The organism is Ruegeria sp. CDSC025 (assembly GCF_059610805.1).
The window spans coordinates 103,935-117,481 of sequence record NZ_JBXWOJ010000005.1; the positions used below are offsets into that span (position 1 = coordinate 103,935).

A 13,547-nucleotide genomic window follows, 5' to 3' on the forward strand; every position below is an offset into this window, starting at 1 on the left:
TGCACAGTCTGAAACAAGCGGATATCAAGCGACGTTCTGAAGCTCGGCCTTTGGTGTGACGCCAAGGGCAAAGCACACATCCCGGGTCAGTTCCGGCCGGTTCAGGGTGTAAAAGTGGAGCTTGTCCACCCCGCCCTCGATCAGGTCTGAACAAAGTTCTGTGCACAATGCGGTGGCCAGCAGGTCTTCGCGGTCGTCACGAATGGCCTTCTCAAAGGCATTCTCGATCCAATCCGGAATATGTGTCCCGCATCTGCGGGCAAAGTTGCGCGCCCCTTTCCAGTTTTCGATCGGCAGGATGCCCGGAACGATGGGCTTGTCGATCCCTGCCTTTTCACAGGCATCGCGGAAACGGAAAAATGTCTCGGCCTCAAAGAAGAACTGAGTCAGGGCTTCGTCGGCCCCAGCGTCCAGCTTGGCCTTTAGCCAGTCGATATCGGCGGCAAAATCCTGTGCTTCCGGGTGTTTGTCCGGATAGGCGCCAACACGGATACTGAACATCTCGGTTTCTGCCAGTGCTTCGATCAATTCGACCGAGTCCGCGAACCCTTCCGGGTGCGGCGCGAACCGATCCTGACCCTTGGGCGGATCACCGCGCAAGGCGACGATGTTCTCCACGCCCGCCCGAGCAAAGGTATCTGCGATTTCCAGTGTTTCCTGACGTGACGCATCCACACAAGTCAGATGTGCAGCAACAGGCAGGCCAGAGGACTTGTGCAATGTGGCCACCGCATCGCGCGTCAGCTCGCGCGTGGTGCCCCCCGCGCCATAGGTGACAGAAACAAAGCGCGGTTCAAGCGGTGCCAGTGTTTGCACCGTATCCCAAAGGCGGAATGAAGCCTCAAGCGTCTGTGGCGGGAAAAATTCAAATGAAACTTCTGGTCTTGTCATCTCGGCCTCACGGGTGAAATCTCTGACCCTTGTGCCAGCTAACGCATTGTGAGACAAACTCATATTATTCAAGAACAACATGAGTTCCACGCAATGCATATCGAATTCCGCCACCTGCGTACGATCAAGGCGATCCATGAATGTGGCGGGCTTGCCCGTGCCGCAGATCAACTGAACATCACTCAATCCGCGTTGAGCCATCAAATCAAAGGCCTAGAGGATCAGGCCGGGGTCGAATTGTTCTTGCGCCGGTCCAAACCGATGAAACTTTCGGCGGCCGGTTTGCGGCTGTTACGCCTGGCCGAGCAGATCCTGCCGCAGGTCGAGGCGACACAGCAGGAGTTCTCTTCTTTGCGCGACGGGCGCACGGGCCGTATGCATATCGCCATTGAATGCCACGCCTGTTTTGAGTGGCTGTTCCCGGTGCTGGAATCCTTTCGTAAATCCTGGGGCGATGTGGATGTCGATATCCGCCCCGGCCTAGCCTTTGATGCCTTGCCGGCTTTGCAAAAAGAAGAGGTCGATCTGGTTGTTTCCTCGGACCCAGAAGATCTGCCCGGTGTCGAATTCATCGAACTCTTTGACTATGACGCGGTGTTTGTCGCGGCTTCGACACACCCGCTTGCCCAGAAAGAGTTCATTGAGGCCGAAGATTTTCGGGGCCAGACCCTGATTACCTATCCGGTCGAACGGACACGGTTGGATGTATTCAGCCAGCTGCTGATCCCTGCGCGGGTTGAACCGGCTGCGATCCGGCAGGTTGAGCTGACCGCAGTGATCCTGTTGCTGGTCGCGTCAAACCGGGGGATATCGGTGCTGCCGGACTGGGTTGTGCGTGAGGTGAAGTATAATTCCGACTATGTTACCCGCCCGCTGACCAAGGCGGGCATTGCACGTCGCCTTTATGCTGCAGTGCGCACCGAGGACCTTGAAAAACCCTTTGTGCAAGTGCTGATCAAGCTGGCCAAAACCGAGGCGCGCAAGCTGCAGGAGCAATAGGCACAAAACGCGGGTCTGCTATGCGTATCATTCCTCTTGGCAAGGGCGCATTGCCCCAGTATACGCGCGGTTTGACCGGACAGGAGCCTTTGGACAATGGTTGGCAGTGCAAACCTCAACATCATGATCAAAGCCGCGCGCAAAGCGGGGCGTTCACTGGTCAAGGATTTTCGTGAAGTCGAGAACCTTCAGGTGTCGATGAAAGGCGCCGGGGACTTTGTGTCCAAGGCAGACATTGCAGCCGAGGCGATCCTGAAAGAGGAACTGCTTGGCGCGCGCCCGACCTATGGCTGGCTGGCCGAAGAGGGCGGCGAGATTGCCGGTGAAGATCCCACCCGCCGCTGGATTGTGGATCCGCTGGATGGCACCACGAATTTTCTGCACGGCCTGCCGCACTGGGCGATCTCGATCGCGTTGGAACATAAAGGCAAAATTGTTGCCGGTGTGATCTATGACGCCGCCAAGGACGAGATGTTCTTTGCAGAAAATGGCGAAGGCGCATGGATGAACGACACCCGTATCCGCGTTTCGGGTCGTCACCGCATGATCGAGTCGATCTTTTCGACCGGGCTGCCTTTTGGCGGACGGTCTGACTTGCCTGCGACCCTGCAGGATCTGGCACGTCTGATGCCAGTCTGCGCCGGTGTACGTCGGTGGGGCGCAGCAGCGCTGGACATGGCTTATGTTGCTGCTGGCCGGTATGAAGGCTTTTGGGAACGCCGTCTGAATGCCTGGGATGTTGCCGCCGGGATCATCATCGTGAAAGAGGCCGGTGGCTTTGTGCAGGCTTTGAACCCGGAAGGTAACGTGCTGGAGGATGGCGAGGTCATCTGTTCCAACGAGCCCATCTTTGATCAGTTTTCCAAGGTCATCCGGGGCTGAGCCACCAACAGGCAGGTTAAGCAAGCGCGCCCGATTGAGGCGCGCTTTTTCGTTTCAGAGGGTCGCGCGCTGGGCTAGATCCGCCTCTTCAGCCAATCGTGCAGCGACTGAGGCGACTGCAAGATCCTGCAACCCGACCCCGGTTCCATCAAACAGAGTGATCTGATCGTCGCTTGTCCGACCGGGGTGGTCACCATTGATGACGGCGCCGATGGGCGCGATTGCATCCTCGGTCAAGGCGCCAAGGTTGATGGCATGTTGGGCCTCGCCGATTGTCACGGACTGGGCGACCTCGTCGGTAAAGACAGTCGCCGCAGCGACGAGATCCGCGTCAACCTCCTGTTTGCCTTTGGTGTCGGTGCCCATGCAAGCCAGATGTGTGCCGGGCTTGATCCAGTCTTTCATCAAGAGCGGCTCAAAAGCCGAGGTGATGGTGATGATCACATCCGCCTGTGCGCCCAGTTCCTGTTGGCTGACGGCCTCGAATTCCAACCCAACCTCAGTGGCCACAGCTGCAAGGCGGGGCAGCATGTCGGGATGCGGGTTCCAGGCAACGACCTTTTCGAAGTCGCGCTGTTCCGCCGCCGCCCGCAGCTGGAAAGTTGACTGATGTCCGGCCCCGACCATGCCAAGTACTCTTGCGTCTTGCCGCGCCAGATGCGCGATCGAAACCGCCGAAGAGGCCGCTGTGCGCACCGCTGTCAGGTAATTGCCCCCGACAAGCGCGGACAATCGCCCGGTATCGGGGTCGAACAGAAACACTGTGGATTGGTGGTTGGTCAGGCCCTTCGCCGCATTGCCCGGCCAGTATCCACCGGATTTGAGGCCCAGCACCTGACCGTCGCGGTCAAATCCCGATTTGAACCCATAGAGAGCGTCGGCATGGCCCAAAGCCTCGCGGATAACGGGAAAGTTCCACGCGCCACCTTTAGCCATCGCACCGAACACAGCCTGTACAGCGTCAAAGGCCTGCTGGCGTCCTACCAGTTTCTCGCACAGATCTTCGCCTACAATCAGCAGGCCGTCGCTTTTCATAACATCCCTCATCTCAATAGGCTTTCCCGCGGGCCGAGACCGGCCACAGGGCTTCGACTTTGCCGCCCCGTACGCCCACATACCAATCATGGACATTGCAGGTGGGGTCACAGTGGCCCGGCACCAACCGCAGCTTGTCATTGACCTTCAGTACGCCGTCTGGATCCCCGATAACCCCATGCTCGTCCGAGCACTTGAGGTATTCGACATCATCACGCCCGAACACAAAGGGCAGGCCGCTATCGACCGACTGCGCCTTGAGGCCGGCGTCGCAGATGGCCTTGTCTGCTTTGGCATGGCTCATGATGCTGGTCAGGATGAACAGCGCATTTTCCCATTCTCCCTGATCAATCCGCTGGCCGTTCTGATCCAGAATCCGCCCATAATCCGCGTCCATGAAGGCGTAAGAGCCGCATTGCAATTCGTTGTAAACGCCCGAGTTACTTTCGAAGTAATAGGAACCGGTGCCGCCGCCCGAAACCAGTTCGCACTCGATCCCTTCTGCTTTCAACCCGGCGACAGCGTCTTCGACCATGGCAATGGCAACATCCAGCTTCTCTTTACGGGCCTCATAGGTATCGAGATGTTGCATCGCACCCTGATAGGCCTGAATGCCGGTGAATTTCAGATTTGGCGCTGCTTGCACAGCTTTGGCAATCTCGATGACCGCCGGTGTCGTGGTTACACCACAGCGCCCTGCGCCGCAGTCGATCTCGATGAACACTTCCAGTTCTGTGCCGTGACGCGAAGCGGCAGCCGACAGGTCGGAGATATTGTCGATATCGTCCACGCAGACAATGATACGTGCGCCGAAATTGGGCAGCCGTGCCAGTCGGTCAAGCTTGGCCGGGTCGCGCACCTGGTTGGATACAAGGATGTCTGTAATGCCGCCACGGGCAAATACCTCGGCTTCTGACACTTTCTGACAGCAGACGCCGATCGAACCGCCCAACCGTTCCTGCAGCTTGGCCACATCGACCGATTTGTGCATCTTGCCATGAACACGATGGCGCATCCCATGGGCCTTTGCGAAATCGCCCATCTTTCGGATGTTGCTCTCTAGCGCGTCCAGATCAAGGATCAGGCAAGGCGTCTGTATCTCGCTTTCGTCCATGCCGATCGCGGCGGGGATGTCGAAGCCGACCTCGAGGTCTTCAAAATTTACGGTCTTGTTCATGTTGTTTCTCCTTACCCTTTCAGCCAGGGCAGTTTGTCCAGGTCTACATTGCCACCGGTCACGATGACCCCAATGCGCTTGCCTTGGAAAACCTCTGGGTTCTTCAAAATGGTTGCCAGAGGAACCGCCGAAGACGGCTCCATCACCACGCGCAGGTGCTTCCAGGTCAGTTTCATCGCTTCGATGATTTCCTCTTCCGAGGCGGTAAAAATATCGGTCACGTGGTTGGATACGAAATGCCAGGTGTTTTCTTTCAGGGGCACCAGCAGCCCATCCGCAACTGTCTTGGGTGCGTCGTCTGCGATGATATGACCGGCCTTGAATGACCGGTAAGCGTCATCCGCCTGTTCCGGTTCCGCTGCATAAATTGCGGTCTCGGGCGCAAGGTTCGAAACCGTCAGACAGGTGCCTGAAATCATGCCGCCACCGCCGATGGGCGCGATAACGGCGTCCATACCACCAGTCTGTTCCAGCAGTTCGGCGGAGCAGGTGGCCTGACCGGTAATCACACGCGGGTCGTTATAGGGGTGAACAAATTCGCCACCGGTTCGGGCCTGAACCTCGGCAAATGTTGCTTCGCGCGAGCTTGTCGAAGGGTCACATTCGGTGATTGTACCGCCATATCGGCGAACTGCATCCTTCTTGGCCTGCGGGGCTGTGCGCGGCATGACCACGTTGCACGGAATACCGCGGCGGCCGGCCGCATAAGACAAAGACAAGGCGTGGTTGCCGCTGGAATGCGTGCAGACACCCTTGGGCATCAAATGGTCTGCAAGGCCGAATACAGCGTTGCAGGCCCCACGCACCTTAAAGGCCCCGGCTTCTTGGAAATTTTCGCATTTGAAGAACAGCTGCGCGCCGGTCAGGTCATTCAGGTGGTCCGAAACCATGACCGGAGTTCGGCGGATATGCGGTTTGATCCGATCATGCGCGACACGCATGTCCTCGATCGTCAGATCCGCGGCAGAGGGGTGATCCAACATTGTCATTCTCCTTACGCCGCGGCCTCGGTTCGGTTGCCGGGTGTGGCGCGAAAGTGTTCCTGGGCTGCGGCGACGCCAGAGCCCAACGTGATCGGATAGCTTAGATCGGCCATTGCCATCTCGATCGTACAGAGTCCGGACAGGACCATCGCATCTGTCAGACTGCCCAGATGCCCGATACGGAACGCCCTGCCGTGCAACTGGCCCAGGCCAACACCAAAGGACATCCCGTAGGTGTTAAAGGCATGGTCGGTCAGAATGTTGCTGTCGAACCCTTCGGGCACGTAGATTGCGCTGACCGTGTCCGAGTAAAGGTCTGGCGATTGAGCAACCAGTTCCAGCCCCCAAGTATCGACGGCGCGCCGGACACCCTCGGCAAGCCGATGATGACGGGCGTAAACATTAGGTAAGCCTTCTTCAAACAGCATCTTCAGGCTTTCACGCAGCCCGTAGATCAGTTGCAGAGGTGGTGTATAGGGAAACCCTCCGGTCGCATTGGCCGCCATCATATCCCGGAAATCGAAAAAGGTCCGGTGCAGCTCTGCGGTTTCCATCGCGTCCAGCGCTTTCTGGCTGACGCAAAGGATGGCCATGCCAGTGGCCAACATGAATCCCTTCTGCGATCCCGAAACCGCGATGTCGACGCCCCAGCGGTCGAACTCGAACGGTACAGAGGCCAAAGAGCTGACGCAGTCCACCATCAAAAGCGCCGGGTGATTGGCGGCATCCATCGCCCGCCTTACAGCCCCGATATCCGAAAGCACCCCTGTCGCCGTTTCATTATGAGTGACCAGAACGGCGCGAATTTCATGCGCTTTGTCCCCAGTCAGAACCGTCTGAAATTGGTCGGCGGGGGCGCCGCTGCCCCAAGGGCAGTCGATGACCTGAACGTCAAGCCCGTGACGTGTACACAGATCAATCCAGCGGTGGCTGAAAACGCCATAGCGCGCAATCAGGACCTTATCACCGGGGCTGAGCGTGTTGGTGATTGCAGCCTCCCATCCACCTGTGCCGCTGGCGGGAAAGGTAACGATCTGGGCCGTAGCGGTATCAAAGACCTTCTTTGTGTCTTCCAGTACGGGTGCAAATGTCTGGACAAAGTCCGGCGCGCGATGATCCTGCGTCTGGACCTGCATGGCCAGGCGCAATCTATCAGGTATGTTGGTCGGGCCGGGAATGAAAACCGGGTTTTGGTTCGACATGGCTTGTTCCTCTGCTTTGGAGATAAGTGTCCGGGAAAAAGCTGCATTACGCAATTTTCTTGAAAAATATTTTCATTTATTGAAGGTAAATATTAAGCTACTGATATATTGAACTTTTCCGTTTTTCATTTTTACATACAAGAAATCCGGACGCGAGAAACTTTGGACAGCTGAAAGGAAATGCCTGGGATGGAAACGCAGAAAAGGCCACGCGGCAGACCAAAATCGCTGTTCAAGGAAAGCTCGGCCGGGACCATGCAATCGCTGGATCGGGCGCTTAGCGTTTTGACCACAGTAGCCAGTCTGGAACGCGCAGCACTCAGCGATTTGGCGCGCGAAGTTGATGTGCCCACGGCCACAACACACCGAATTCTGGTGACGCTGCAGAAGCACGGTTTCGTCGCCTTTGATGAAGAGCGTCAAGAATGGATGATCGGGATCGAGACCTATCGCACCGGAGCGTCCTTTCTACGCCGTAATGGTGTTATCGAAATCGGAAGGCCCATTTTACGCCGGCTGATGCAGGATAGCGGCGAAACGGCGAATCTGGCCGTTCCGGACGGGGCCGAAGTGGTGTTTGTGGGGCAGGTCGAAACGGCCAATCCGATCCGGGCTTTTTTTCCACCGGGCGCGCGGACACCGATGTATGCCTCGGGCACCGGTAAGGCGATCTTGGCCGCGTTGAACGAGGCTGCATTGATCAAAGCGCTGGGCACGTTGGACACAAAGGTCTTCACGCCTCAAACACTGGTGCCCGGCGATGCACTGCAAAGCGATCTGGATCAGACCCGGGCCCGCGGGTGGTCGCATGATCGGGAGGAACGATACGAGGGGATGTCATGCATCGGTGCGGCCATCTTCAACGACCGGGGGGAACCCTGTGCGGGCATTTCCGTATCTGGCCCTACCGCCCGGTTCAGCACTGAACGCGCGCCGGAATTAGGCCGATTGGTACAAGCCGCCGCGCAAGAGGTTACCTTGCTCAGCGGTGGGCGCTTACCGGCGCGGGATGCGGGGGATGCGGGATTGTGACAGCTTGTATTCGTGCTCTGGATGGGGCGGATGCCCATGGGTGCGGTTCCAATAGTCACTCGCGCCGCGCCGCAACCAAAGGGGTATGCACAAGAGCAAACCAACAAGGAAGCCCCCGGTATGGGCCCAATAGGCGACGCCGCCCTCGTCGGGGTTGCTGGACAGGCTTCCAATGAACTGCATACCCAGCCACACGCCTAGCATGACAAACGCCGGGATCGAGAAGACACGGAAATAGATCACCAGAACAAGCAGGATGTCCACGCGCGCTTTGGGGAACATCAACAAATAGCCACCCATGACGCCAGCTATTGCGCCAGACGCACCAATCGTAGGGACCAGAGATTGTGGCGCTGTGACGACGTGGATCAGACCGGCCCCGATACCGGCGGCAAGATAGAACAGCAGAAAGGGCAGGTGGCCCATCTCGTCTTCGAGGTTGTCGCCGAAGATCCACAGGAACAGCATGTTTCCTGCCAGATGCATCCAGCCGCCATGCAGGAACATCGAGGTCACGAGGGTCTCAAGCGTATAGCCGTCCGTAATCCGGGCGGGCACCACCGCATAGTCGGTATACAGCTGGGTGATCAGCCGCTGGTTCTCCATGCTTCCCGCATAGCTGAGGAAAATCAGGATATTTGCAGCCATCAACAGATAGATGACATACGGTGTGCGTCCCGAAGGGTTATGGTCACGAATTGGAAACATGGTGCGACGCTGGGCGGTTGGCTGCCCAGCGTCAAGGCCTGTTTAGGCCGCACCCCCCAGCAATGCGACATTCCCACCCGCAGCAGTGGTGTCGACACAGACATGTCGTTCTCCCAGAACGCGGGTGCGATCTGGCTGGCCGGGGATCAGAGGGATGATCGGGCCTGCACGCCGGGACAGATGACGCTCGATTTCCTGACCGGTTGCGTCGTCGCCCCACCACAATACGCCCGAGAAGCCAGTCAGGTTTTCAAGCCGGTGCAGGTCTAACGCGCCGATAGCAGTGATAGCCCGCCCGCCCAGTGCTTTGACCGCGTTGGCCTGCGCTTGTGCGGCTTCAACTCCGGGACCCATACACAATAGCGGTGCGCGTGAGAATTCACTCAGGCGGTTCGATTCACCCGTCGGACCGGGCAGCAACCGCGCCCTGATCTCAGCAGATTTTCCTTCTGGCAATGGTAGATCGGTCATATCGGTGGACCATTGCTCGGGACTGACCTGCCGGTCCGGGGCGCAGAAGCGGGTCAGGTAGTTCGGCCCGCCCGCCTTTGGGCCGGTCCCCGACAGACCCTCGCCGCCAAAGGGTTGCGATCCAACTATGGCGCCGATCTGGTTGCGATTGACGTAGATGTTTCCGGCATGAACAGCTTCGGTGATGTGCTGAACGCGGTCGTCGATCCGTGTGTGCAGGCCAAAGGTCAGCCCATATCCTGTGGCGTTGATATCGGCGATGATCTGATCCAACTCCGAGGAATTGAACCGCACTACATGCAGGACGGGGCCAAACACCTCGCGCTCCAACTCGGCAATGCCGGGGATTTCGATAAGGGTTGGGGCGATGAACGTGCCGTCGCCGGGGACGGACATCTCTTTCAGGACACGCCCTTCGGACCGTGCCAATGCGATGTGATCAGCGATACCAAGGCGTGCATCTTCGTCGATCACGGGACCGCAATCGGTTGAAATCAACCAGGGATCGCCAACCAGCAGCGCGTCCATGGCCCCTGTCAGCATGGTCAGAAGATCATCGGCAATGTCTTCTTGGACATAAAGACAGCGCAACGCCGAGCACCTTTGTCCCGCTGATTGGAATGCGCTTTCGATGATCGACTGAACCGCCTGTTCGGGCAGGGCGGTGCTGTCCACGATCATCGCATTCAGACCACCGGTTTCCGCGATCAGAGGCGTTCCCGGTCGCAAGTTTCCGGCCATGGCTGTACGGATTTTCAGGGCGGTCCCGGTCGAGCCGGTAAAGGCCACTCCCGACACCCTCGGGTCCGAGGTCAGGGCTGCGCCCACCGATGGACCGCCCGGCAGCAACTGTAGCGCGCTGCGTGGCACTCCGGCCTCGTGCAGCAATTCAACGGCGCGATGCGCGATCAATGGTGTCTGCGGTGCGGGCTTTGCCAATACCGCATTCCCAGTGGCCAAAGCGGCGGATATTTGACCGGTGAAAATGGCCAGCGGAAAGTTCCACGGGCTGATACAGGTGAACACACCCGCTGGTTCTGCGTCGGGTATATTCGCCGCATAATAGCGCAGGAAATCTACCGCCTCGCGCAGTTCGGCGACTGCATCGGGCAGGGACTTACCAGCCTCACGGGCCAGCAGGGCGAAAAGTTCACCGAAATGGGTCTCGTAAAGGTCGGCGGCGGCATTCAGAACCTGCGAGCGTTGATCTGCCACTACCTGCCAGGGGGTGGCTGCAGTCAAAGCAAGCTCGACATCTTGTGCGCTGGCCGGGGCAACGGCACCGGGGCGATCCCGCGACTGTGCGGGGTTGACGATGGGCTGATCGTCATCGGGCCGCGCATCGCCGGACAACAACGGGCGCGCATACCAGTGATGCGTCCGAAACGCGTCCCGCGCGGCGTTGACCCGGTCCAAAGTGGGAATGTGCCGCAGGTCAAACCCCTGCGAATTGGGCCGCTCGGGTTGAAACAGCTCGGGTCCGGTTGGAATGGCGCGCGCCGGTTCGAGGAGAGTGAGAAACGGATCGGCCGCAACCTCCTCCGGGGGAACAGTATCATCCACGATTTGGTTCACGAATGAAGAGTTTGCACCATTCTCAAGCAGTCGCCGCACCAGGTAGGCCAGCAAGTCACGATGGGCCCCGACAGGCGCATATATGCGGCAGCGTGTGTTGTTTGCGTTCTTAACCAGATGGTGCAGGGTTTCTCCCATCCCGTGCAGCCGCTGAAATTCGAAAGGCTGATCAGTTGCCATTTGCAGAATTGTACTGACCGTATGGGCGTTATGGGTGGCAAACTGCGGATAGATCCTGTCGGTCATGCCCAGCAATTTTCGCGCATTAGCAATATAGGAGACATCGGTCACGGCCTTGCTGGTAAACACCGGAAAACCCTCTACGCCTTCAACCTGAGCGCGCTTGATTTCGGTATCCCAATAGGCGCCTTTGACCAGCCGCACCATCAGTTTGCGGTCATAGCGCTCGGCCATTCCATAGAGCGCGTCCAGAGCGATTCCAGCACGCGGACCATAGGCCTGAACTACAATTCCGAACCCGTCCCATCCTGCGAGTGCAGGCTCGGCCATCACCGCTTCGATGACCTGCAGGGACAGCGACAGGCGGTCGGCCTCTTCGGCGTCGATGTTCAGGCCCATGCCAGCGGCTTTGGCCAAAAGGCACAGAGCGCGCAGGCGCGGGACAAGCTCGGCCATCACTCGCTGTTCCTGGGCCAACTCATACCGGGGGTGCAGTGCTGACAGCTTTACCGAGATGCCTGGATTGGCGCGAATGTCATCATGGGTGCAGGCCTCTGCAATGGCGGTGATGGCACGGGAATAAGACAAATGATATCGGGCCGCGTCGGCCTCGGTCCGTGCGGCTTCACCCAGCATATCGTAGGAATAGGTATAGCCCTTGGCCTCCATCCCGCTGGCACGTTCCATGGCCGACTGGATGGTCTCGCCCAGCACGAACTGACGACCCATTTCCTTCATTGCGCGCCCGACGGCCGTGCGGATAACCGGTTCACCCAGTCTTTTGATCGCACCTCGCAGGGCACTGACAGGCGAGGGCTTGCCGTCGTCGAGGACTTTACCGGTCAGCATCAGCGCCCAAGTCGAGGCATTCACCAGCGGCGAGGAGGATTGCCCAAGATGCTTGCCCCAGTCGGACGGCGCGATCTTGTCTTCGATGAGAGCATCGATCGTGTCGGCATCCGGCACGCGCAGCAGCGCTTCGGCCAGACACATCAGCGCCACGCCCTCATCGGTAGACAGGCCATATTCGGCCAGAAACACCTCCATCATGCCCGGCGATGTACTGGATCGAATATCACGCACAAGCTGGGCGGCTGCCGCACAGATTTGGGCTCGATCAGTTTCAGACAGCGCGGCATGATCGATAAGATTGTCGAGAACGGCGGTTTGATCAGCGTAGGTTTGGCTGTCGATATGGGTGCTCAGGCTGTGTGACATGAATCCTCCAGGCTTTTGTTGAATATAATGTCGATTTCTCAGGACGATTGCCGTATTTTTTAATTCATCTGGTCGGATGGACTGTATTTAGGGGATAATGCCGTGCAAATGAGCTTTCCGGATTTGGATCGGTTTGATCGAGCGATCTTGGCGATTCTCTCAGAGGATGGGCGCATATCAGTTGCCGACCTAGCGCGGCGGATCGGGCTGTCGAAATCCCCAACCCAGGCGCGTCTAAAGCGACTTGAGGCTAGCGGGGTGATCACCGGGTATCGCGCCTTACTGGACCCGATCCGACTGGGGCTGGACCATGTGGCTTTTGTCGAGGTGCGCCTGACCGACACAAGAGAGAAGGCACTGGCCGAGTTTAACGCCGCAGTCCGCAAGGTGCCCGAAATCGAGCAAGCCCATATGATCGCGTCGAATTTCGACTATCTGCTGAAAATCCGCACTGGTTCAATGTCGGAATACCGCGCCGTTTTGGCTGAGAAGATATCCTCGCTTCCGCATGTGGCGAATACCTCGACCTTTGTGGCGATGGAGGCAGTTAAGGAAACCGTTGTTTCAGGCGCTTTGGACAGGGTGGGTTGACGAATTGCGCAAGCGCGTCACCATACGCGTATGAAGCGTTTTGTGTTCCCTCTGCTAGTGTTGGTGGCCCCTCCTGGTGTCGCCTGGTCTGAAGAATGCCCGTCCTCGCCGGATCATACCGAAAGCATCTCGGCCGTAATCGCGCAAATTCAGGATGTTGGAAACGAGGCCGAAGCCCAGACATTTTCCAATCAATTATGGGAGTTCTGGACCGATGCGCCCGACGCTGTTGCGCAGGCCGTTCTGGACCGGGGCATGACCCGCCGCAGTGGCTGGGACCTTCGGGGCGCCATCGAGGAGTTTGACAAGCTCATCGAATACTGCCCGCACTATGCCGAGGGGTACAATCAGCGCGCCTTTGCATATTATCTTAGCCAGGATTTCGCATCTGCACTGCCGGATCTGGACAAGGCGATCGAGCTGTCTCCGAACCATGTCGCGGCGATCAGCGGGCGCGCCCTGACGCTGCTTGGCTTGCATCGGATTGATGAAGCCCGTGCGGCACTGTCACATGCCTTGGAGCTTAACCCCTGGCTGTCCGAGCGCCACCTGATGGCTCCGGGCGGACCGTTGGAGCCGCCAGGTAAGGATATCTGAGGAATA

The 13,547-nt window shown here is 58.3% G+C and carries 12 protein-coding genes; 5 read left to right on the forward strand and 7 right to left on the reverse strand.

Features of this window, described 5'->3' with window-relative positions; genetic code table 11:
• Nucleotides 1–24 precede the first annotated feature (24 nt).
• Entirely contained in the window at nucleotides 25–891 is an 867-nt protein-coding gene (gene metF, locus AC2FH8_RS09680; RefSeq protein ID WP_271949306.1) for a methylenetetrahydrofolate reductase [NAD(P)H], read from the reverse strand.
• A gap of 93 nt (nucleotides 892–984) precedes the next feature.
• Between metF and AC2FH8_RS09685 the strand changes: the two genes are divergently transcribed.
• Together AC2FH8_RS09685 and AC2FH8_RS09690 are read left to right on the forward strand one after the other, a co-directional pair.
• A complete protein-coding gene (locus tag AC2FH8_RS09685) occupies nucleotides 985–1,890 on the forward strand; it encodes a LysR family transcriptional regulator (protein ID WP_496689617.1) in 906 nt (301 codons plus the stop codon).
• Between the two features lie 96 nt (nucleotides 1,891–1,986).
• The gene (locus AC2FH8_RS09690) at nucleotides 1,987–2,772 is read left to right on the forward strand and encodes an inositol monophosphatase family protein (protein ID WP_142636646.1); all 786 of its coding nucleotides are present in this window, start codon (nucleotides 1,987–1,989) and stop codon (nucleotides 2,770–2,772) included.
• Between the two features lie 54 nt (nucleotides 2,773–2,826).
• Here the strand turns inward: AC2FH8_RS09690 and bhcD are convergent, their stop codons facing one another.
• The 4 genes from bhcD to bhcA are packed head-to-tail and all read right to left on the reverse strand — an operon-like array spanning nucleotide 2,827 to nucleotide 7,169.
• Nucleotides 2,827–3,807 carry an iminosuccinate reductase BhcD gene (gene bhcD, locus AC2FH8_RS09695; protein ID WP_496689619.1) on the reverse strand — a complete coding sequence of 327 codons (981 nt, stop codon included), beginning with the start codon at nucleotides 3,805–3,807 and terminating at the stop codon, nucleotides 2,827–2,829.
• Between the two features lie 13 nt (nucleotides 3,808–3,820).
• Nucleotides 3,821–4,984 (reverse strand): 3-hydroxy-D-aspartate aldolase BhcC, encoded by a 1,164-nt coding sequence (bhcC, locus tag AC2FH8_RS09700; protein WP_142636650.1) that lies wholly within the window; start codon nucleotides 4,982–4,984, stop codon nucleotides 3,821–3,823.
• An 11-nt stretch (nucleotides 4,985–4,995) separates the two neighbouring features.
• Nucleotides 4,996–5,967 carry a beta-hydroxyaspartate dehydratase BhcB gene (gene bhcB / locus AC2FH8_RS09705; protein ID WP_281972689.1) on the reverse strand — a complete coding sequence of 324 codons (972 nt, stop codon included), beginning with the start codon at nucleotides 5,965–5,967 and terminating at the stop codon, nucleotides 4,996–4,998.
• A gap of 11 nt (nucleotides 5,968–5,978) precedes the next feature.
• Nucleotides 5,979–7,169 carry an L-aspartate--glyoxylate aminotransferase BhcA gene (bhcA, locus tag AC2FH8_RS09710; protein ID WP_281972690.1) on the reverse strand — a complete coding sequence of 397 codons (1,191 nt, stop codon included), beginning with the start codon at nucleotides 7,167–7,169 and terminating at the stop codon, nucleotides 5,979–5,981.
• 189 nt (nucleotides 7,170–7,358) lie between these two features.
• Here bhcA and AC2FH8_RS09715 point away from each other — a divergent pair, with 189 nt between their 5' ends.
• Entirely contained in the window at nucleotides 7,359–8,201 is an 843-nt protein-coding gene (locus AC2FH8_RS09715; RefSeq protein ID WP_281972691.1) for an IclR family transcriptional regulator, read from the forward strand.
• Here the strand turns inward: AC2FH8_RS09715 and AC2FH8_RS09720 are convergent.
• Together AC2FH8_RS09720 and putA are read right to left on the reverse strand one after the other, a co-directional pair.
• The gene (locus tag AC2FH8_RS09720; RefSeq protein WP_281972692.1) at nucleotides 8,166–8,909 is read right to left on the reverse strand and encodes a rhomboid family intramembrane serine protease; all 744 of its coding nucleotides are present in this window, start codon (nucleotides 8,907–8,909) and stop codon (nucleotides 8,166–8,168) included. The two genes, AC2FH8_RS09715 and AC2FH8_RS09720, sit on opposite strands and share 36 nt — an antisense overlap.
• Nucleotides 8,910–8,951: 42 nt before the next feature.
• Nucleotides 8,952–12,353: a bifunctional proline dehydrogenase/L-glutamate gamma-semialdehyde dehydrogenase PutA gene (gene putA, locus AC2FH8_RS09725; protein ID WP_496689622.1), complete on the reverse strand. Its 3,402-nt coding sequence runs from the start codon at nucleotides 12,351–12,353 to the stop codon at nucleotides 8,952–8,954.
• 108 nt (nucleotides 12,354–12,461) lie between these two features.
• Between putA and AC2FH8_RS09730 the strand changes: the two genes are divergently transcribed.
• Nucleotides 12,462–12,944: an Lrp/AsnC family transcriptional regulator gene (locus AC2FH8_RS09730; protein ID WP_142636662.1), complete on the forward strand. Its 483-nt coding sequence runs from the start codon at nucleotides 12,462–12,464 to the stop codon at nucleotides 12,942–12,944.
• A 30-nt stretch (nucleotides 12,945–12,974) separates the two neighbouring features.
• Entirely contained in the window at nucleotides 12,975–13,541 is a 567-nt protein-coding gene (locus AC2FH8_RS09735; protein WP_496689625.1) for a tetratricopeptide repeat protein, read from the forward strand.
• Nucleotides 13,542–13,547: the final 6 nt, after the last annotated feature.